Source organism: Methylobacterium sp. XJLW (assembly GCF_003254375.1).
Classification (GTDB): domain Bacteria; phylum Pseudomonadota; class Alphaproteobacteria; order Rhizobiales; family Beijerinckiaceae; genus Methylobacterium; species Methylobacterium fujisawaense.
In genome coordinates this window covers 4,112,602-4,132,500 of the sequence record NZ_CP016429.1, presented here as the reverse complement: position 1 = coordinate 4,132,500, position 19,899 = coordinate 4,112,602, and the positions used below count along the sequence as shown (strand labels likewise).

The 19,899-nt window shown below is 68.3% G+C and carries 11 protein-coding genes, 2 tRNA genes and 2 rRNA genes (1 of these 15 only partly in view); 7 read left to right on the top strand and 8 right to left on the bottom strand.

Annotation, left to right across the window (positions count from 1 at the left end):
- From A3862_RS19180 to A3862_RS19165, 4 genes are all read right to left on the bottom strand, one after another.
- Window positions 1-1,040: ribosomal RNA gene (locus A3862_RS19180) — 23S ribosomal RNA — on the bottom strand; it reaches 1,760 nt to the left of the window's first position.
- Window positions 1,041-1,366: 326 nt separating this feature from the next.
- Window positions 1,367-1,442: transfer RNA gene (locus A3862_RS19175), tRNA-Ala, on the bottom strand.
- A 33-nt stretch (window positions 1,443-1,475) separates the two neighbouring features.
- Window positions 1,476-1,552 (bottom strand) — tRNA-Ile (locus A3862_RS19170).
- Between the two features lie 199 nt (window positions 1,553-1,751).
- Window positions 1,752-3,231: ribosomal RNA gene (locus tag A3862_RS19165) — 16S ribosomal RNA — on the bottom strand.
- Together the 16S and 23S rRNA genes with 2 tRNA genes alongside form the textbook arrangement of a ribosomal RNA operon.
- A gap of 780 nt (window positions 3,232-4,011) precedes the next feature.
- Here A3862_RS19165 and A3862_RS19160 point away from each other — a divergent pair.
- Window positions 4,012-6,036: a M23 family metallopeptidase gene (locus A3862_RS19160; protein ID WP_043757645.1), complete on the top strand. Its 2,025-nt coding sequence runs from the start codon at window positions 4,012-4,014 to the stop codon at window positions 6,034-6,036.
- Between the two features lie 9 nt (window positions 6,037-6,045).
- Here A3862_RS19160 and gluQRS read toward each other — a convergent pair whose 3' ends face one another.
- Genes gluQRS through A3862_RS19145 form a run of 3 tightly spaced genes read right to left on the bottom strand, consistent with a single transcriptional unit; the run spans window position 6,046 to window position 9,318 of the window.
- On the bottom strand, window positions 6,046-6,984 hold the full coding sequence (gene gluQRS, locus A3862_RS19155) for a tRNA glutamyl-Q(34) synthetase GluQRS (protein ID WP_100793959.1): 939 nt from the start codon (window positions 6,982-6,984) through the stop codon (window positions 6,046-6,048).
- Window positions 6,960-7,241: a hypothetical protein gene (locus A3862_RS19150; protein WP_043388232.1), complete on the bottom strand. Its 282-nt coding sequence runs from the start codon at window positions 7,239-7,241 to the stop codon at window positions 6,960-6,962. Before A3862_RS19150 ends, gluQRS begins: the two co-directional genes overlap by 25 nt.
- A 46-nt stretch (window positions 7,242-7,287) precedes the next feature.
- Window positions 7,288-9,318 carry an ATP-binding protein gene (locus A3862_RS19145; RefSeq protein WP_043757648.1) on the bottom strand — a complete coding sequence of 677 codons (2,031 nt, stop codon included), beginning with the start codon at window positions 9,316-9,318 and terminating at the stop codon, window positions 7,288-7,290.
- Between the two features lie 198 nt (window positions 9,319-9,516).
- On the opposite strand from A3862_RS19145, the gene A3862_RS19140 reads away from it, so the two are divergent.
- The gene (locus tag A3862_RS19140) at window positions 9,517-11,160 is read left to right on the top strand and encodes a GMC oxidoreductase (RefSeq protein WP_043388234.1); all 1,644 of its coding nucleotides are present in this window, start codon (window positions 9,517-9,519) and stop codon (window positions 11,158-11,160) included.
- 949 nt (window positions 11,161-12,109) lie between these two features.
- A complete protein-coding gene (locus A3862_RS19130) occupies window positions 12,110-13,048 on the top strand; it encodes a LysR family transcriptional regulator (RefSeq protein ID WP_043357345.1) in 939 nt (312 codons plus the stop codon).
- Window positions 13,049-13,071: 23 nt separating this feature from the next.
- On the opposite strand, the gene A3862_RS19125 is transcribed toward A3862_RS19130, so the two are convergent.
- Window positions 13,072-14,556 (bottom strand): DUF2252 domain-containing protein, encoded by a 1,485-nt coding sequence (locus A3862_RS19125; RefSeq protein ID WP_081948867.1) that lies wholly within the window; start codon window positions 14,554-14,556, stop codon window positions 13,072-13,074.
- A 263-nt stretch (window positions 14,557-14,819) separates the two neighbouring features.
- On the opposite strand from A3862_RS19125, the gene A3862_RS19120 reads away from it, so the two are divergent.
- The 4 genes from A3862_RS19120 to phaC all read left to right on the top strand — a co-directional run bounded on the left by A3862_RS19120 (window position 14,820) and on the right by phaC (window position 19,824).
- Complete coding sequence (locus tag A3862_RS19120) at window positions 14,820-16,472, top strand: acetolactate synthase large subunit (protein WP_043757652.1); 1,653 nt, start codon at window positions 14,820-14,822, stop codon at window positions 16,470-16,472.
- Between the two features lie 43 nt (window positions 16,473-16,515).
- Window positions 16,516-17,691, top strand: a complete 1,176-nt coding sequence (locus A3862_RS19115) for an iron-containing alcohol dehydrogenase (RefSeq protein ID WP_043757655.1) — start codon at window positions 16,516-16,518, stop codon at window positions 17,689-17,691.
- A gap of 179 nt (window positions 17,692-17,870) precedes the next feature.
- Window positions 17,871-18,701, top strand: a complete 831-nt coding sequence (locus A3862_RS19110; RefSeq protein ID WP_043757659.1) for a poly(R)-hydroxyalkanoic acid synthase subunit PhaE — start codon at window positions 17,871-17,873, stop codon at window positions 18,699-18,701.
- Complete coding sequence (gene phaC, locus A3862_RS19105) at window positions 18,694-19,824, top strand: class III poly(R)-hydroxyalkanoic acid synthase subunit PhaC (protein ID WP_111473896.1); 1,131 nt, start codon at window positions 18,694-18,696, stop codon at window positions 19,822-19,824. Before A3862_RS19110 ends, phaC begins: the two co-directional genes overlap by 8 nt.
- The last annotated feature ends 75 nt before the right edge of the window (window positions 19,825-19,899 follow it).

Here is a 19,899-nt window from a genome sequence, read left to right as displayed (position 1 = left end):
AGCTGTCGGTCAGGGTTGTTTCCCTCTCCACGACGGACGTTAGCACCCGCCGTGTGTCTCCCGAGCAGTACTCTCACGTATTCGGAGTTTGGTTGGGTTTGGTACCGCTGTGGGCGGCCCTAGCCCATCCAGTGCTCTACCCCGTGAGGTATTCACTCGAGGCGCTACCTAAATAGCTTTCGCGGAGAACCAGCTATTTCCGAGTTTGATTGGCCTTTCACCCCTAGCCACACGTCATCCAAGACCTTTTCAACGGGCACTGGTTCGGACCTCCAGTGGGTGTTACCCCACCTTCATCCTGCACATGGCTAGATCACTCGGTTTCGGGTCTAAAGCCACGAACTGAACGCCCTGTTCAGACTCGCTTTCGCTGCGCCTCCACCTATCGGCTTAAGCTCGCTCGTAACTTTAAGTCGCTGACCCATTATACAAAAGGTACGCGGTCACTCAGGACGAACCTTGAGCTCCCACTGTTTGTAAGCATCCGGTTTCAGGTGCTGTTTCACTCCCCTCGTCGGGGTGCTTTTCACCTTTCCCTCACGGTACTGGTTCGCTATCGGTCGCTGAGGAGTACTTAGGCTTGGAGGGTGGTCCCCCATGTTCAGACAGGATTTCACGTGTCCCGCCCTACTCGAGTCCTGTGTATCGTCCGTCCCGTACGGGGCTGTCACCCATCGCGCCGGCCTTTCCAGACCGTTCCGGTAAACTCAACACAGGCACTGGCCTGATCCGCGTTCGCTCGCCACTACTGACGGAGTCTCGTTGATGTCCTTTCCTCCGGGTACTGAGATGTTTCAGTTCCCCGGGTTCGCTTCAAACCCTATGGATTCAGGATTTGATACCTTCATGTGACCAACCGTATTGAGGAACCAGGCTCGCGCCTGGTCCCGCAATACGGAAGGTCGAAGGTGGGTTTCCCCATTCGGAAATCCCTGGATCAAAGCTCGTTCGCAGCTCCCCAAGGCTTATCGCAGCGTACCACGTCCTTCATCGCCTCTCAGCGCCAAGGCATCCACCGAATGCTCTTAAGGCACTTGATCGCTCTCGTGATCGATGTCCGTCGCTGATCCGACAGCCGTAAGGCTGGCCGATCAGCGCGACACGGTCACAAAAAGACCAGTGATCAGATCGTTTCCGACCCGATCACCGTATGCTTGCCGAACATGACCGCCGGGCAGACGCTTTCGCGCGCCTGACGGCCACATTCCCTCTTCACGATGTCACTGATTGTTTTCGCACACGGCAGCATCAACCGAACCTGTCGGTCCTCGCTGATCATTGCCGCGGCAAACGCAGTCTCCAGATAGCGGCCTCGACACACACCTTCGGGCGGCGGCCGTTTGCACGACGCCAAGTCCCAAAAAGATGGTGGAGACAGACGGGATCGAACCGACGACCTCATGCTTGCAAAGCACGCGCTCTCCCAACTGAGCTATGTCCCCAAGGGCATGCCAGCAGGTCGAACGTCCCGTCCATGGTGGGCCTGGGACGACTCGAACGTCCGACCTCACCCTTATCAGGGGTGCGCTCTAACCACCTGAGCTACAGGCCCAGTACGATCAAGCTGTCGCGAGACCAAACCGCAGCATCAGCCGCAGTCGGATCGCTTGAGCGATCGCGCTATCTGGTGAGGAAGAGAAACGAGGGCGGCATCTGTCCCGCCAATGGGCTCTGACTGAGCCCTGATATCCTAATGACGCCGTCCGAGGAGCGGACCGGAGAACCGGTCATCCTGCTGTCAGCATCCTTAGAAAGGAGGTGATCCAGCCGCAGGTTCCCCTACGGCTACCTTGTTACGACTTCACCCCAGTCGCTGACCCTACCGTGGTCGCCTGCCTCCTTGCGGTTGGCGCAGCGCCGTCGGGTAAGACCAACTCCCATGGTGTGACGGGCGGTGTGTACAAGGCCCGGGAACGTATTCACCGTGGCATGCTGATCCACGATTACTAGCGATTCCGCCTTCATGCACTCGAGTTGCAGAGTGCAATCCGAACTGAGACGGCTTTTGGGGATTTGCTCCAGATCGCTCCTTCGCGTCCCACTGTCACCGCCATTGTAGCACGTGTGTAGCCCATCCCGTAAGGCCATGAGGACTTGACGTCATCCACACCTTCCTCGCGGCTTATCACCGGCAGTCTCCCTAGAGTGCCCAACTGAATGATGGCAACTAAGGACGTGGGTTGCGCTCGTTGCGGGACTTAACCCAACATCTCACGACACGAGCTGACGACAGCCATGCAGCACCTGTGTGCGCGCCACCGAAGTGGACCCCAAATCTCTCTGGGTAACACGCCATGTCAAAGGATGGTAAGGTTCTGCGCGTTGCTTCGAATTAAACCACATGCTCCACCGCTTGTGCGGGCCCCGTCAATTCCTTTGAGTTTTAATCTTGCGACCGTACTCCCCAGGCGGAATGCTCAAAGCGTTAGCTGCGCTACTGCGGTGCAAGCACCCCAACAGCTGGCATTCATCGTTTACGGCGTGGACTACCAGGGTATCTAATCCTGTTTGCTCCCCACGCTTTCGCGCCTCAGCGTCAGTAATGGTCCAGTTGGCCGCCTTCGCCACCGGTGTTCTTGCGAATATCTACGAATTTCACCTCTACACTCGCAGTTCCACCAACCTCTACCATACTCAAGCGTCCCAGTATCGAAGGCCATTCTGTGGTTGAGCCACAGGCTTTCACCCCCGACTTAAAACGCCGCCTACGCGCCCTTTACGCCCAGTGATTCCGAGCAACGCTAGCCCCTTCGTATTACCGCGGCTGCTGGCACGAAGTTAGCCGGGGCTTATTCCTCCGGTACCGTCATTATCGTCCCGGATAAAAGAGCTTTACAACCCTAAGGCCTTCATCACTCACGCGGCATGGCTGGATCAGGCTTGCGCCCATTGTCCAATATTCCCCACTGCTGCCTCCCGTAGGAGTCTGGGCCGTGTCTCAGTCCCAGTGTGGCTGATCATCCTCTCAGACCAGCTACTGATCGTCGCCTTGGTAGGCCGTTACCCCACCAACTAGCTAATCAGACGCGGGCCGATCTTCCGGCAGTAAACCTTTCCCCATAAGGGCGTATCCGGTATTAGCCCTAGTTTCCCAGGGTTATTCCGAACCGGAAGGCACGTTCCCACGCGTTACTCACCCGTCCGCCGCTGACCCCGAAAGGTCCGCTCGACTTGCATGTGTTAAGCCTGCCGCCAGCGTTCGCTCTGAGCCAGGATCAAACTCTCACGTTGAAGAGATTGATCTGGCCGATCACGTATATTCTCAGACGGAGCCTCACATCGACCAAGCATCCAACGCTTCACAGCGCCAAACACCCGTCGGTGAGCTCAGAAAGAAGAACAACAGATCGGCACAAGTCTCTCACGCCAGACCCTAAGGCCTGGCCGCAAGGACAAACGCCGCCCGCGTCTCCCTTCCTCAATTCCAACTTGTCAAAGAGCGGCTCCGGTCACCCGAAGCCCGCGCCGGCAACAGACCGTCCGGGCTGACGCCCGAGGGACCCTTGCTCGACTGGAGGAACCGTGATACCGGACCGACTGTTCAGTGGTCCGCCTCAGCGGTGGAGGGCGTCTAGAGCCCGCCGATCTTCCTGTCAACCCCGCCTCGAAACCGCCGTAGCGGCCCTCCGCAGAGCCGGCATCTCGCAGAAAACAGAAGGCCGCCCGGCTGAACCCGCCGGCCAATCCCGCCGCTTGTCAGAAGATGCCTCAGCGCCCGGTCCACTTCCGCGGCCGGCGCCGATGAGCCGGGGTATAGGCCCACCGTTCCGGGCCGTCAACCGGCGTTTCGCGATTCCGTTCCGAACCGCCGCGTTGTCCCGTTCTCGCCGGCCTTGGCCAACATGTCGGCGTCCTCCAACGGCCCGGGGTCAAGGCGCCTCAATCTCGACACGCTGGGCCGTGAGATGAGTTCATAGGGACAGATGCCGCTTCCGGCATCATCAGATTCGGCTTCAGCGCCTCGAGTCCTGCGAGGACGCCCGTTCGCCGTTGTGTTTTCAGGGCCTTCGAGTGAAGCGCGAGCGACTCAAGATCGGCGATGTGGCCGCCCTCTCCCCGGCGCGTGGAGTACAGGCGCCCCTCGATCATCTCGGCGCAACGGCGACCCAGATCGACCGTCGCGCCGTCAACCTGCGATGGCTTTGCGCCAGCAGCCTCACCGGCCTGACCGGGGCCGGCCTGATCGCGGCGGCTCTCCATGTTTCCCTTCAGGGGGACGTGTCCTTCGCGGCCATTCCCGAGAAGGCGACGGTCTTGCCGCGACCGCAGCCGAGCGAAAGCGGCGCCAATATCGCCCGGAAGGGTGACCGACTGATCCGCAACCTGATGATCGCGTCGGCCAAGCAGAGTTTCCGGGCGCCCGTCACGGTTCGCCTCGGGGATCGCGAGATCATCAAGGCTAAGGCGTTCGTACGGCTCACCACACCCCTGTCGATGACGACGGGCGTTTACGCGAGCGAGCCCCCCCGCTTCGATCCGATGAAGTTCGTATCCGACGAACCGTTGGAGCGTGCCCCCGAGGCCTCTGCCGATGCCCCCGGCGCCGAGGTCACCGTGGTGAAGCGCGATCTGGCTGAGGCCGCCGTCGACCCCAATGCACCCGCACTCACCGACGACGACGTCACCGCGCAGGTGGAGGAGGAGCGCCGCATCGCCGCCGAGGCGGGCCGTCGTGCCGCGATTCCGATCGCCCCGCAGATCATGCTGTCGCGCACGCTCCAGCAGGGCGCGACGGGGGATGGTGACGGCACGGCGCCGAAGGATGCCAACCCGTTCAAGGCGATCGAGGTGCTGGTCGTCCCCGAGAACGTCACGAAGGTCGCCAAGGTCGAACTCAAGCCCAATGAAGCGCCCCTCGTCGAAGAGCGCGACCTCGCGCTGAAGCGCGGCGAGACCCTGGAATCGACCCTCAAGGCCATCGGCTTCGCCAGCGACGACGCGATCCGCGGCATCGTCGCGGCGCTCGGCGGCAAGGCCCGCACGGCCGCCCTCAACGAGGGCCAGCCGATGCGCGTGCAGATCGCGCCGGGCCCTCATCCCGGCGATCCGCGCCAGGTGACCCGCGTCGTGCTCTATGGCGAGAACGGCATCGAGGGCATCGCTGCCCTGAACGATCGCGGCGCCTTCGTCTCGGTGGCGCCGCCCTCCGAGGAATCCCCCTCCCCCAAGCCGCAGGCTCAGGCTGAACCCGGCGAAGACGAGGATGCGGATTCCGGTTCGGGGCCGCGGCTGTATCAGAGCCTCTACGAGACGGCCGCGCGCCACGACCTGCCGCGGGCCGCCGTCGAGGATATCGTCCGGGTGTTCAGCTACGACCTGGACTTCCAGCGCCGCATCAGCAGCGGCGACGGGCTCGACGTGTTCTACAGCACCGACGACGATGCCAGCGCCGACCGTCCGGATCTTCTCTACGCGGCGCTGACGCTCGGTGGCGAGACCCGCAAGGTCTACCGCTTCCAATCCCCGGATGACGGGACGATCGACTATCTCGACGAGCAGGGCCGCTCGCTGAAGAAATTCCTGCTGCGCAAGCCCATCGCCGACGGGATTATGCGCTCCGGCTTCGGCTACCGGCGCCATCCGGTCCTGGGTTATGCCAAGCTTCACACCGGCGTCGACTGGTCCAATCCGATTGGCACCCCAATCATGGCAGCCGGCAACGGCGTGGTGATCCGCTCCGAGATGACCTCGGGCTATGGCAACCGGGTCGAGATCCAGCATGTCAACGGCTACGTGACGACCTACAACCACATGTCACGGTTCGGCCGCGGCATCCGGGAGGGCGTCAAGGTCCGGCAAGGGCAGGTCGTGGGCTATGTCGGCTCGACCGGCCTGTCGACCGGCGCCCATCTTCACTACGAGGTGATCATCAACGGCCACTTCGTCGATCCGATGAAGATCCGTGTCCCGCGTGGCCGGGAGCTCGACGGGCGCCTGCTCGCCGAGTTCAAGCGTCAGCGGGAGCAGATCGACGCCACCATGCAGAAGTCGAAGAGCGCCACCGCCATCGCCCAGCGCGATGCGGCGGTGCGCTGAGGCGATCGCTCAGGCGAAGCCGAGCCGGGCGCGGATGTCCCCGGGGGTCTGGCCGGCTTGCCGAAGGTCGGCGAGGGATTGCGAGCCGCGCGACTTGGACAGCTTCTCGCCCTCAGCGTCGTGCAGCAGCGGGTGGTGGTGGTAGCGCGGCGTCGGCAGGCCGAGCAGCGCTTGCAGGAGCACGTGCAGGTCGGTGGCGGCCTCCAGATCGCGGCCGCGAACCACATGGGTGATCCCCTCCGCGGCATCGTCGTGAACCACCGCGAGATGGTAGCTTGTCGGCACGTCGCGGCGCGCAATCACCGTATCGCCCCAGCGCCCCGGATCGGCCGCGATCCAGCGCTCTCCCGCCTCGTCGAAGGCGACGTAGCCGAGCGTCGAGCCGGCGCCGCGCAGGGCGGCCGCCATGTCGAGACGCCAGGTATGCGGATCGCCCCTGGCGAGACGGTCCGCCACGGACACGGGGGACTCGTGCCGGCAGGTGCCGGGATAGAGCGGCACGCCATCCGGATCGCAGGGGAACTCGCCCGCAGACGCGATCCGCGCCCGGATCTGCCCGCGCGAGCAGAAGCAGGGATAGGCGAGCCCGCGGCCGACGAGCCCGTCGAGGGCCGTCCGGTAGGCATCCATATACCGGGACTGACGCCGCACCGGCTCGGGATAGCTCAGCCCGAGCCAGGCGAGGTCCGAGACGATCCCGTCGATGAAGTCCGGCTTCGAGCGCGCGGGATCGATGTCCTCGATCCGCAGGCGGCAGAGGCCGCCCAGCCGGATGGCGAACTGCGCGTTGAGAAGCGCCGAGTAGGCGTGGCCGAGGTGCAGGCGTCCATTCGGGCTCGGCGCGAAACGCAGGACCGGCCCTCCCGCACTTCTGAGCCGCTCCGCCGAGGCGCCCGGATCGGCCGGTCTGCGCGGGTGCGGCGTCAGCCCTCGCGGCGGCGGAGGCATTGCAGCGCGCCGGGCTGGCAGGCGAAGCCGGGGAGCGAGCAGGCCGGGCCGTCTGCGAGCCGCTGACAAACCTTGCAGCCGTCGCTCCATTCGAGGCAGGCCGGATCCTCGGCCGCCGAGCGCAGCGGTGCTGGGTGACGGGCGGGCGCCAGGGCGCCGATGAGCACGGTGGCGATCACGAGGACCGCGATGCCCCAGGCGGCAAGCGCGCCGCTCGACGAGCGCGGTGCGGGCGGCAGAGGGCTGGTTGTCGACATGGGCGTCCTGTTGGCGCGGGACTCGCCCGCCTGTCAACGCGCGCCCTCAGGCCGCACGCGCGGATTGGCGCTCCAGCAGCGGGGGGAGCAGCTTCAGATTGAGCGGCTTGGCCAGGAACCCGTCGAAGCCGGCCGCCCGGGCGGCGATCTCGTCCTCGCGGCCCGCATTGGCGGTCAGTGCGACGAGATGGAGCCGGTGCGCGCAGCCCGATTCGGCCGCGCGGATCCGCCGGGCGGTCTCGTGCCCGTCGAGGCGCGGCATCCGCACGTCGATCAGCGCCAGGTCGAAGGGGCCGTCCGACTCAAACCGCTCGAGGGCCTCGACGCCGTCGGCCGCATGGACCACCGTGGCGCCGAGCCGTTCCAGCGCCCGGGTCGCCAGCAGCGCGTTGATCGGGTTGTCCTCGGCCAGCAGGACCCGAAGGTGGCTGCCGGTATGCGAGGGGGCCTCGGGCGGGGCGGCTGCGGCCTCGACCGGGCCCGTCGATGCGAGCAGGCGCTCGAACAGGGAGCGCGGGCGGACCGGTTTGATCAGGTAGCCGTCGAAGCCCGCCGCACCGGGCGCCCCGAAGCCGCGCCGGTCGAACGGCGAGAGGAGCACGAGGCTCGTGCGAACCCCGCAGGCCCGCGCCGCATCGGCGATCTGCCGCACGGCACCGTCGCCCAGCGCCCGGTCGGCCAGCACCACGTCGAAGGCGGCGCCCGACAGGGCGTCGAGGCCCGACTCGAGGCTGTCGACGATCACGGTGGCGGCTCCGGCCCGGGACAGGCTGCGGGCGAGGTACGGCGCCTGGAACGGCGAGTCGGCGACGATCAGACAGCGTCGCGCGGAGAGCGGCGGCAATGGGACCCGTCCGCCGTCACCGATGCCGGCCACCTCGGCCAGCGGCAACAGGATCCGGAAGGTCGAACCCCGCCCGAGGCGCGACTCCGCCTCGATCCGGCCGCCCATGCGGGTCACCAGACGCCGCGTGATGGCGAGACCCAGACCGGTGCCTTCATGGCTGCGGCTCGCGCTGCCGTCGCCCTGCTCGAATTCCTCGAACAGGATCGGCAGCCTCTCTTCCGGGATGCCTGGGCCGGTATCGGCCACGGCGAGCACGACCTCGCCGCCGGCTGCGGTCCGCACGAAGCTCAGGCTGACGCCGACGCCGCCCCGCTCGGTGAACTTGATGGCATTGCCCGCGAGATTGATCAGGATCTGCCGCACCCGGTCGGCGTCGCCCAGAACGGCGGCCGGAAAGTCCTCGGTCACGTCGAGGGCGATCTCGATCCCCTTGTCCTGCGCGCGGGGCGCGAGCAGCTCGACGACGCCCTCGGAGAGGGCCGGCAGGTCGAAGGGCTCGGCCGCGAGGTCGAGGCGCCCGGCTTCGATCCGCGAGAAGTCGAGGACCCCGTCGATCAGGCCGAGCAGCGCTTGGCCGCTGGTGCGCACCGCCTCCACGTAGGTGCGCTGCTCGGGGTTCAGCTCGGTTCCGAGCACGAGGTCGGCCATGCCCAGGATGCCGTTGAGCGGCGTCCGCATCTCGTGGCTCACCGTCGCCAGGAAGCGGGATTTCGCGACGCTGGCCGCCTCGGCGCGCTCCAGGGCCGCGTCGCGGCTGCGGATCGCCTCGACCCGGGCGGTGACGTCCCGGCCCGCGCGCAGCCAGTGCGTCGCGTCGCCGTGCGCCACCGGCATCTCCACGAAGGCGAACCAGCGCGCCCGCCCGTCCGCCGCCCGGACCTGCGCCTCCAGGCGGCGGACCCCGTCCGGCCCGATCTCCACGGCGTTGCGGTCGAGGATCTCGAGATCGTCCTGAGAGCCGATCAGCGCGATCGGCTCGCGGCCGAGCAGGCGGGCGAAATCCTCGTTGGCGTAGGTGATGCGCCCGCGGGCATCGCGCTGGACGATGATCTCGGTGGTGGCGGCCACCAGGGCGCGATAGCGGTCCTCGCTCTCGCTGATCCGCCAGATGCGGTCCTGCAGCCGCTCGGTCTCGCGCTCGGCGCGCCGCGTTCCGCGCACACGCCAGAGGCCGAGGCCCAGCGCGGCCGCTGTCAGGAGCGCCAGGACAGGCGCCATCATGTCGATCATTCCGGCCTCCCCGGCTTCAGGCCGGTCCGCCGCAGGATCGCAGCCGAAGCTGAAGGCCGCGTTGGGAAAGGCGCTTAACCGCCGGTTGCAGACTTCGCGGAGCCCGGGACGCCGCGCGCGCTTAACGGAACCGTGAGGTGATCCGAAAAGCGGCTCGCGAGTTGCCTGCCAGGACGCAGGTCCGGACGGAGACGCGACATGCCCGGTGAGCACTACGACGTCATCATTGTCGGGTCCGGTCCCGGCGGCGGCACGATGGCGTGGCGCCTCGCCCAGACGGGCAAGCGGATCCTGCTGGTCGAGCGCGGCGACTACCTGCTGCGGGAGCCGCGGAACTGGGACAGTCAGGCGGTGATCGTCGACGGCTACTACCAGGCCAAGGAGACGTGGTACTCCTCCGACGGCAAGAGCTTCCACCCTGGCCTTCACTACTATGTCGGCGGGAACTCGAAGTTCTACGGATCGATCCTCTTCCGCCTCCGCGAGAAGGACTTCTCCGAGATCCGCCACCAGGACGGCGTCGCGCCGGCCTGGCCCGTCGGCTACGACGTCTTCGAGCCGTACTATCAGGCGGCCGAGGAGCTGTTCCACGTTCACGGGCTGCGCGGCGAGGACCCGACCGAGCCCTGGTCGACGAAGCCCTACGCCCATCCGCCGGTGGCGCACGAGCCGCGGATCCAAGAGCTGTTCGACAACCTGAAGCGGGCCGGCCACCACCCGTTCCACCTGCCGGTGGGCGTGCGGCTGGTGGAGAAGGACGGCCGCGCGGTGCCGACCTCGCCCTGCATCAAGTGCGAATCCTTCGACGGATTCCCCTGCCCCACCAACGGCAAGTCCGATGCCCAGACCATGGTGGTGGACCCGGCCCTGCGGGACTGCCCGAACCTGACGCTGCTCACCCGCACCTATGTCGAGCGCCTCGTCACCGACACCTCCGGCCGCACCGTCACGGGCATCGTCGGCGCGCGCGACGGCGCGCCCTTCGAGGCCTCGGCCGACCTCGTCGTGGTGGCCTGCGGCGCCCTCTCCTCGGCGCTGCTGCTGCTGCGCTCGGCCAGCGACCGACACCCGAACGGCCTCGCCAACGGGTCGGACCAGGTCGGGCGCAACTACATGCGCCACAACAACTCGACGGTGCTGGCGATTTCGAAGATCCCGAACCCGACCCGGTTCCAGAAGACGCTCGGCCTCAACGACTTCTACTTCGGCGATCCGGACCCGAAGGACGGCTGGGAGTTCCCCCTCGGCCACATCCAGATGGTCGGCAAATCGGACGGGGCCCAGATCCACGGCGAGGGCCTGCCGGGCTTCCTGCAATGGTTCCCCGACAAGCCCTTCGACTGGATCGCCAAGCACTCCGTCGATTTCTGGCTGACCTCGGAGGACGTGCCGCTCCCGCAGAACCGGATCTTCTACAAGGACGGCAAGGTCCATCTCGACCTCACCGAGACGAACGTCGAGGCGCACAAGCGGCTCCGGCAGAAGCTGCGCGAGATCTGCAGCTTCACCGACATCCACCCGCACCTGTTCGACCGCTCGCTCTATCTCGGCAAGAACGTCCCGATCGGCGGGACGGCCCACCAGGCGGGGACCCTGCGGTTCGGCGAGGATCCGAAGACGTCGGTGCTCGATCCGAACTGCAAGGCGCACGAGTTGGACAACCTCTACGTGACCGATGCCAGCTTCTTCCCGTCGATCGGCGCCGTGAACCCCACGCTGACCATCATCGCCAACGCCCTGCGGGTCGCCGATCATCTCGTCGCCCGGATGGGGGCCCGGGACGCGATCGCGCCGCCCCGGCTTTTCGACCACACCGAGCCGCGGGAGCCGCTGCCCGCCTGAGGATCGGCGGGGCGCGGAACACCGCTCCCGCCCGGCGCCGCATCCTGAAGTACCCGCGCCGGCGGGCCTCGAAGGCGGCTTCCAGGACGCGCGCGACCTGTGGAGGGCTCTCCCGAGGTCGCCGCGCTCCGGCACCTCGGGATGCGGGGCCGGCTTCGGATGTGCGTCATCGTCCCCGCGCGCCGGTGGCGCCGGGGGCATGGCCCGGGAGCGAACACGAGGGACGCGGGACGCCGCGGGAACCCAGGTGTCGGCCAAAGTCGCGCGGATCCGATCCCCGCGGCGCCTCGCGGCATCGACCGGGCGCCTGCCCCGGCCGGTGCCGTCTTTCTCGTCGCGGCGTCTCCAGCGCCCCGGTCCTGCGACTCCCTGTTAGCGGTCTCGGGCGAGGCCCAGGCACGCCGTGCCCGCACCTCCGGAACCCGCATCAGCGCCGTGGCCTTCCAGCCGCCCCCCGCCTCGTAGTGGGCGGGTCCGCAGGTCGCTCAGGGTCGGCCCAGAGGCGGGTCGGCGCGGGGGCATTTCCTCGACCCGCCGGGCAAACTGCCGCCCGGTCTCACGCCCGCTTCCGAGACACGCCCCGCACCGGTCCGCCGCCCGGGGCGATGGCGGCTGAAAGCCACCGACGCGGGCGCCGCCCCGCCCCCGGACCCGCCCGGTCAGCCACCGGGCGGGCCCCCGAAGGACGCCCCGGGATCGCTCCCGGGCCGCCGCGGACAGGTGCGGTCAGGAAGCACAAAATAGGAACATTGTCAAGGTGCGGGCGGCGTGGCGCGCGGGACAGGGCCTGTGCCCGAGCCGTCATTCCGGGGCGCCGCGGGCGCGCCGGAAATCCGGTGTCGCGGTCGGCGCGTCCGGATCCCGGGCTCCGCGCAGCAGCACCGGGATGACGGGGAAGCGGCCGCGTCTGCTATGTCGGCGGTCCGAATCCTCATCGATCGCGCCGCCCGTGGCCATTGACCATATCGATCTCAGCCGGATCGACCTGAACCTGCTGGTGGCCCTGGATGCGCTGCTCGACGAGCGCAGCGTCACGCGGGCGGCCGCACGGGTGGGGATCGGTCAGTCGGCGATGAGTTCGAGCCTCGCCCGCCTGCGCCGCCTGTTCGACGACGAACTCCTGACCCGGGCGCCGGACGGGATGCGGCCGACACCGCGCGCCCTCAAGATCGCCGAGCCGCTGCGGGCCACCCTCCGGCAGGTGCAGGCGCTGGTGCATCGGGAGGAGCGGTTCGACCCGGCCACCGTCGAGCGCAGCTTCACGGTGAGCCTGCCGGACAGCGTCGAAGCGCTGCTCGGGCCGCGGCTGATCGCGCAGCTCCGCCGGGACGCGCCCGGCATCCGGCTCCTGCTGCGCTCGGTCGACCGGACCCGGATCCTCGACGAACTCGACGCCGACCAGGTCGATCTCGCCATCGGCCTGTTCTCCGAGGGGCAGCTCCACCACAAGCAGCGCCTCCTCTACCGCGACAGCTACGTGGTGCTGTTCAACGCCGCGCTGATCGGCCTGGAGCCGCCGATCGGGCTGGACGACTACCTGCGCTTCCCCCACGTGCTGACGTCCCTGCGCGAAACCGCCCACGGGGTGGTCGACGACGCCCTCGCGTTGATCGGCCGCTCGCGCACCCTGGCGGTGACGACCCCGCGCTTCCTCGTCGTCCCGTTCATGGTCCGGGCGGCGCCGGTGATCGCCACGATGCACGCCCGGCTCGCCACCTCCTTCGCCAACGCTCTCGCGCTCAGCGTCAGCCCCGTGCCGGTGCCCCTCGACGACGTGGCCGTGTCGATGCTGTGGCACGCCTCGTACGACCACGACCCGGCCCATCGCTGGCTCCGGGATCTGCTGGTCCGGCTGGCCCACGAACCGCCCGCCCCCGGCATCATCTGAGCTCGGCGCTCACAGCTTGGCGCTCACAGGCAGGGATCGTCCGCGGTCTCCAGGCGGCCGCTCGCGATCGCCGCGCGGAACAGCGCGAAATCGGCCGCATTGCGCTCCGCATAGGCCGCGGCCCAGTCGGCGATCGCCGCGCAGAGGTCGTCGTGCTTGCCGCTGCCGCAATAGCCGGCGATCGCAGCCGCATCGCCGGTCCGCGCATGGGCGCGGGCGAGGAGCGTGCCGTAGGCGTACGAGAAGGTCAGGAGCGGCGCGCCGGACATCCGCGCCAGCGGGATCGCGCCCTTCAGATTCTTCATCTGCCGGACGTAGAACGGGCGGCCCGCGATGCTGGTCCAGCCGAGCAGCGGATCGCCCACCGCCTGGAGCAGGCGCTGGCCGTAGATCACGCGCTCGCCCTCGTGCCCGGAAAAGGGCGCCGGCACCCGCGGCAGGTACGGCGCGTGCGCCGGACGGACCGCCTCCTTGACCTGGAGGAAGAGTGCGTCCGCGTCGGAATTGCCGAACAGCAGCGCCAGGTAGGCGCGGGTCCCGACGCTGCCCACGCCGACGACCCGATGGGCGACATCGACCACGTGGTAACGGTCGAGCATGAAGCGCCGCTCCCGCGGCAGGGTCTCGGCGTAGCGCTCCAGACCGGTGACGACGCCCTCGCGGGTCGCCTCGTCCACGGGCGTCAGGATCGGCGGATCGGTTTGCAGGCGCCAGCTGCCGTCGGTGCGCCGCTCGGCGACCTGGGCGAGGAGGCTGCGGTTGTTCCGCCGCCGCGCCTTGTCGACGGCCCGCCGCACCACGGCCCGGGCCTCGGCATCCATCTGCAATCCGGCGATGTGCGGCGCGTCGGCACGCGTGGTCTGGTACCAGACGTCGAGGGAGCCCTGCGGCGCCAGGCGCCGCATCGTGTGCTGGTAGCCGGAGACCGCCTCCATGACGGAAGCGCGCCGCTCGGCCGCCGGCGCGCCCGCATCCGCGATGGCGACCGCGAGGCCGGCCGCGAGGCGCTTGAGATCCCATTCCCACGGGCCGATCGTGACCTCGTCGAAATCGTTGAGGTCGAGGACGACGTCGCGCTGCGGCGTACCGAACAGGCCGAAATTGTCCGTGTGCGCGTCGCCGTTCATCACCACGTCGATGCCGCTGCGCGGCCCGCGCGACAGGTCCCAGGCCATGACATGGGCGGCCCCGCGCAGGAACGCGAAGGGCGAGGACGCCATCCGGGCGACCCGCAAGGGGATCAGATGCGGCTGACGGCCCTTATGCGCGGCCTCGATCAGGGCGATCGGGTCGGGCCGGTCCGGACCGGGATCCAGCGTGGCCTGGCTCGCATGGGGCACCTCGGCGCGCAGCCGCTTGCCGGCCTTGCGGCGCTTGTCCCAGGCCTCGACGCCCACGCGGAGGTCGATCCGCGGAAACTCCGCGACCGGCGCGAGCACCGAGTCCATACCCGGGGCGTCGGAAACGCCGGTTTCCGGGGCAGTCCTGTCGCTCTCGATGCGATCCATCGATGTCCCATCGCGGCATGCAGGGCGGCCGCGGCCGTACGGGTCTCCCCCCCGAGCCGGGAGCGATTTCCATACGGTAGCATCGGCCCCGCTCTGTGACGTCCCGGGCCCGAACGGCCCTTGACCACTCTATAGGCGAGCCCTCTAACGAACCGAGTATTCGCGGGGCGTTTCCGGGTGCCGGGCCGTTCACAGCGTCGCGATCAGAGTTCCGGAAGTGGACGGGGCGTTCCGGGAACGCCGTTGCATCAGCGAGACTTCGCATGCCCAAGGGTTCAGATCTCCTCGTCGCCGCCCTCGAGAACGAGGGGGTCGACCGAATCTTCGGGATTCCCGGCGAGGAGAATCTCGACGTCGTCGAATCCCTGCGCAACTCCAAGATCGAGCTGATCCTGACCCGCCACGAGCAGGCGGCGAGCTTCATGGCCGCCACCCATGGCCGCCTCACCGGCCGCCCCGGCGTCTGCCTCTCGACCCTGGGTCCCGGCGCCCTGAACTTCTCCACCGGCGCCGCCTACGCCCATCTCGGCGCGATGCCGATGATCATCATCACCGGCCAGAAGGGCATCCTGTCGTCGCGGCAGGCCAAGTTCCAGATCGTCGACGTGATCAGCTCCATGAAGCCGATCACCAAGATGGCCCGGCAGATCGTCTCGGCCTCCTCGATCCCCACCATCGTGCGCGACGCCTTCCGGGTCGCCACCGAGGAGCGGCCGGGCCCGGTGCTGCTGGAGCTGCCCGAGGACATCGCGGCCGAGGAGGCCGAGGCCCACCTCGTGCCCTCGCACCCGATCGACATCCCGGTGGCCCATCCCACCGCCATCGCGCGCGCCGCCGCCATGATCCTGAAGGCCGAGCGCCCGCTGATCATGCTGGGCGCCGCCGCGAGCCGCCCCCGGGCCACCGGCGAACTCGGCGGCTTCGTGCAGCGGACCCAGATCCCGTTCTTCACCACCCAGATGGGCAAGGGCACGGTGGCGAGCGGCACGAACCTCTACATGGGCACGGCGGCGCTCTCCGAGCGCGACTACGTCCACGAGGCGATCGACCGGGCCGACCTGATCATCGCCATCGGCCACGACACGATCGAGAAGCCGCCCTTCTTCATGGGCCAGCACGACCAGAAGGTCCTGCACATCAGCTACATGCCGGCCAATGTCGAGCAGGTCTACTATCCCGACGCCGAGGTGGTGGGCGACCTCGGCCCCACCCTGAAGCTGCTCGCCGACCAACTCGACGGCAAGCTCCCCAACGCCGGCGCCCTGCTCCACCTGCGCGAGCACATCCTCAACCACATCGCCGACCGGGCCGGCGAGGACCGGTTCCCGGTGACACCGCAGCGGCTCGTGCGCGACGTGCGCCGGGTGATCCCCGAGGACGGCATCGTCTGCCTCGACAACGGGATGTACAAGATCTGGTTCGCCCGGAACTACCGGACCTACGTCGCCAACACGCTGCTCCTCGACAACGCGCTGGCCACGATGGGCGCGGGCCTGCCCTCGGCCATGATGGCGGCGATGCTCTACCCGAACCGGCGCGTCATGGCGGTGTGCGGCGACGGCGGGTTCATGATGAACAGCCAGGAGATGGAGACCGCGGTCCGCCTCAAGCTCAACCTCGTGGTGCTGGTGCTGGACGACTCGGCCTACGGGATGATCCGCTGGAAGCAGGCGGTCGACAAGTTCGCCGATTACGGGATGACCTTCAGCAACCCGGATTTCGTGCTCTACGCCAAGTCGTACGGGGCCACCGGCCACCGGGTCGAGTCGGTCAACGACCTCGTGCCGACCCTCGATCGGGCCTTCGCGGCGGGCGGCGTCCACCTCGTGGCGGTGCCGATCGACTATTCCGAGAACACCCGCGTGCTGGTCGACGAGCTGCGCGCCAAGGTGAAGGGTTTCGAGCCGGCCGAGTGAGGCTGGTGTCGCAGTTGGGTCGGGACCAAGACAGGGCAGCGCGATGAACCCGTTCACCTTCCAGACCACGCCGAACGTGCTGTTCGAGGCCGGCGCCTCCAGGAAGCTGCCCGAGATCGTCGGCCGCTTCGGGGCGAAGCGCGTCCTGCTGGTCACCGACAAGGGCGTGCGCGGCGCCGGGCTGACCCAGGCCGCCGAGGCGGCTTTGGCGGCGGCCGGCGTCAGCCTCGACGTCTACGAGGACGTGGTGGCCGATCCGCCCTCCACGGTGATCGAGGCGGCGGCCAAGCGCGCCCGGGAGCTCGGGACCGACCTCGTCCTGTCGATCGGCGGCGGCTCGGCGCTCGATACCGCCAAGCTGGTCGCCTACCTCGCCAAGTCCGACGAGTTGCTCGACGCGATCTACGGCGTCGGCCTCGCCACGGGCGACCGGCTTCCGCTGATCCTCGTTCCCACCACCGCCGGCACCGGCTCGGAGGTGACGCCGATCTCGATCGTCACGACGCCGACCACCGAGAAGAAGGGCGTCGTCGCCCCGAAATTGCTGCCCGACTGGGCGGTGCTCGACCCGGAGCTGACGCTGGGCCTGCCGTCCCACGTCACGGCCGCCACCGGCATCGACGCCATGGTCCACGCCATCGAAGCCTTCACCAGCAAGAACAAGAAGAACCCGATCTCCGACCAGCTCGCCAAGCAGGCGCTGGCGCTGCTCTCGGCCAACATCCGCACCGCCTGCACGGACGGGGCGAATCTCGAGGCGCGCTCCGGCATGCTGCTCGGCTCGATGCTCGCCGGCATGGCCTTCGCCAACGCGCCGGTGGCGGCGGTCCACGCCCTGGCCTACCCGGTCGGGGCGATCTTCCACGTGCCGCACGGGCTCTCGAACGCGCTCGTGCTGATGGGGGTGATGCGCTTCAACCTCTCGCACGCGGAGGCGCTCTACGCCGAGCTGGCGCCGATCCTCGATCCCGCCGCCGCGGATCTGCCGCCGTCCGAGGCCGCCAAGCGCTTCGTGGAGAGCCTCGACGCGATCTGCCGCGACTGCAAGGTTCCGGCGTCCCTCGCCGAGGTCGGCGTCGCCCGGCAGGACCTGGAGCGCATGGCCTCCGACGCGATGAAGCAGACGCGGCTCCTCGTGAACAACCCGCGCGAGGTCACCTACGACGACGCGTTCGCGATCTACGCCGAGGCGCTGGGCGAGGCACGCCCGGCGGCGTGAGGGCGGAAGCGGCGCTGGACTGCCGCTCGGCCAGTCCCGGCCACGCCGTCATCGCGAGCGCAGCGAAGCGACCCAGGGCAGCGCGACCTCGCCGAGCGAGACGCTGCTGGATTGCTTCGCTCCGCTCGCAAGGACGGAGGCGACGTTTCAGCCCTAGGGCTGTGAGGAGAAACGCCAGCATGGACCAGTTCGACGCGTTCCGGGCGATGGGCGAGTTCTGGACCCGGGCGGGCACGGGCTTCTTCACGCAGGGTCTGGGGCCATCCGCGCCCGGCTTCGGCTGGCCGACCTTTCCGGCACCCGATCTCGCCGGCATGGCCGCCGCCCAGTCCAAGCTCACCGAGGCCTGGACCGCCGCCAACACCCTCTCGCAGACACTCGCGACATCGCTCCAGGGCGGCCCCGGGGCGCCGGACCCGACCGCCGGGGCGGTGCTCGCCCGGATCTTCGATCCCCAGGCCTGGCTCGGCGGCTCGGGCGAGTTCGACGCCGCGCTGACCCGCATGGCCGAGGGCCCGCAGCTCGCCGACCTGTGGCAGACCGAGCGACGCTACGCGGCCCTGTTCACCGCCTGGGCGACGCTGCGGCGAGCGCAGAGCGAGCATCAGGCCGTGATGCTCGACGCCTGGACCCGCGCCGCCGGCACCTTCGCCCAGGAGGCCAATGCCCGCGCCGAGCGCGGCGAGAGCTTCGCCTCCGCCCGGGAGATGATGACGCGCTGGATCGAGACCGCCAACGCGGTCCTGCTGGAGGTCCAGCGCTCGGACAAGTTCCTGGCCTCGCAGCGGGCGGTGCTGCGGGCCTCCACCGATCTGCGGCTCGCCCAGCAGGACGTCGCGGCCTTCCTGTCCGAGCTCTACGGCCAGCCGACCCGGGCCGAGCTCGACGACGTCCACAAGAGCCTCACCGAGCTGCGCCGCGAGGTGCGGGCGCTCCGCCGCGAGCGCCGGCAGGCCGGCAAGGTCGCGCAGGCGGGTGGTTCAGAGGTCGGGAAGGAAGCCCATGGCTGACCAGGAAAGCCCGAAGGGGCCGGCCGCTCCGCTGAATCTCACACCCGCCGCGTTGCTGGCCGAAGTCGGCACCCTCGGCCGCCGGATCAGCGAGGGGGCCAAGCTGTTCGCCGATGTCAGCGACGCCGACGTCGCGATCGCTACCACGCCGAAGGATCTGGTCTGGAGCCAGGACAAGGTCCGGCTCTACCGCTACCGGCCCCTCGCCGAGAGCAAGGGCCTGCCGCCGGTCCTGATCGTCTACGGCCTGATCGGCCGCTACACGATGGCCGACCTGCAGGAGGACCGCTCGCTGGTCCGCAACCTGCTGAACCTCGGCCTCGACCTCTACGTGGTCGATTGGGGCAATCCCGGCCGGGCCGACCGCTACGTCACCATCGACGATTACGTGGACGGCTACCTCGCCGAGTGCGTCGCCGTCATCCAGGAGGCGGCGAAGCGCGACAGGATCAGCCTGCTCGGGATCTGCGAGGGCGGGGTCTTCACCACCTGCTACGCGGCGCTCTACCCCGAGACCGTCAACGCGATGGTGCTGACCATCACGCCGATCGACTTCCATGCCGATGCCCGGGATGCCCGCGCCAGCCACGGCTTCATCAATGTCTGGACGCGCTCGCTGACGCCCGAGGACGTGGACCGGCTGATCGACGCGCAGGGCTCCCTGCCCGGCGCTTTCATGGGCTCGGTGTTCTCCATGATGACGCCGATGCGCACCCTGACGAAGTACAACCTCGACCTGCTCGACGCCCTCGACGACAAGAAGAAGTTTTTGAACTTCCTGCGCATGGAGAAGTGGATCGCCGACCGTCCGGACCATCCCGGCGAGGCGGCGAAGCAGTGGCTCAAGGATCTCTACCAGGACAACAAGCTGGTCCAGAGTGCCTTCGAGCTCGGCGGCCGGACGGTGGATCTGAAGGCCATCACCTGCCCGGTGCTGAACGTCTTCGCCCAGGACGACCACATCATCCCGCCCGCCACCTCGCAGGCGCTGAAGGACAAGATCGGCACCGCGGATTACACCGAGATGGGTCTGCCCGGCGGCCATGTCGGCGTGTTCGTCGGCGGCAAGGCCCAGAAGCTGCTTGGGTCGGGCATCGCCGACTGGCTCGGCCAGCGGGGGTAGGATGTCGGCCCGACGATTCTCGATGAGCACGATGCCCCTCCCCTCCCCCCGCTGTGGGGACGGCGACTGGACACA

Coding starts and splice junctions, on each gene's coding strand:
- gluQRS (WP_100793959.1), bottom strand. CDS start 6,984: ATGCCTCCGCCGCCGCGAGGGCTGACGCCGCACCCGCGCAGACCGGCC.
- A3862_RS19150 (WP_043388232.1), bottom strand. CDS start 7,241: ATGTCGACAACCAGCCCTCTGCCGCCCGCACCGCGCTCGTCGAGCGGC.
- A3862_RS19145 (WP_043757648.1), bottom strand. CDS start 9,318: ATGATCGACATGATGGCGCCTGTCCTGGCGCTCCTGACAGCGGCCGCG.
- A3862_RS19140 (WP_043388234.1), top strand. CDS start 9,517: ATGCCCGGTGAGCACTACGACGTCATCATTGTCGGGTCCGGTCCCGGC.
- A3862_RS19125 (WP_081948867.1), bottom strand. CDS start 14,556: ATGGATCGCATCGAGAGCGACAGGACTGCCCCGGAAACCGGCGTTTCC.
- A3862_RS19120 (WP_043757652.1), top strand. CDS start 14,820: ATGCCCAAGGGTTCAGATCTCCTCGTCGCCGCCCTCGAGAACGAGGGG.
- A3862_RS19115 (WP_043757655.1), top strand. CDS start 16,516: ATGAACCCGTTCACCTTCCAGACCACGCCGAACGTGCTGTTCGAGGCC.
- A3862_RS19110 (WP_043757659.1), top strand. CDS start 17,871: ATGGACCAGTTCGACGCGTTCCGGGCGATGGGCGAGTTCTGGACCCGG.
- phaC (WP_111473896.1), top strand. CDS start 18,694: ATGGCTGACCAGGAAAGCCCGAAGGGGCCGGCCGCTCCGCTGAATCTC.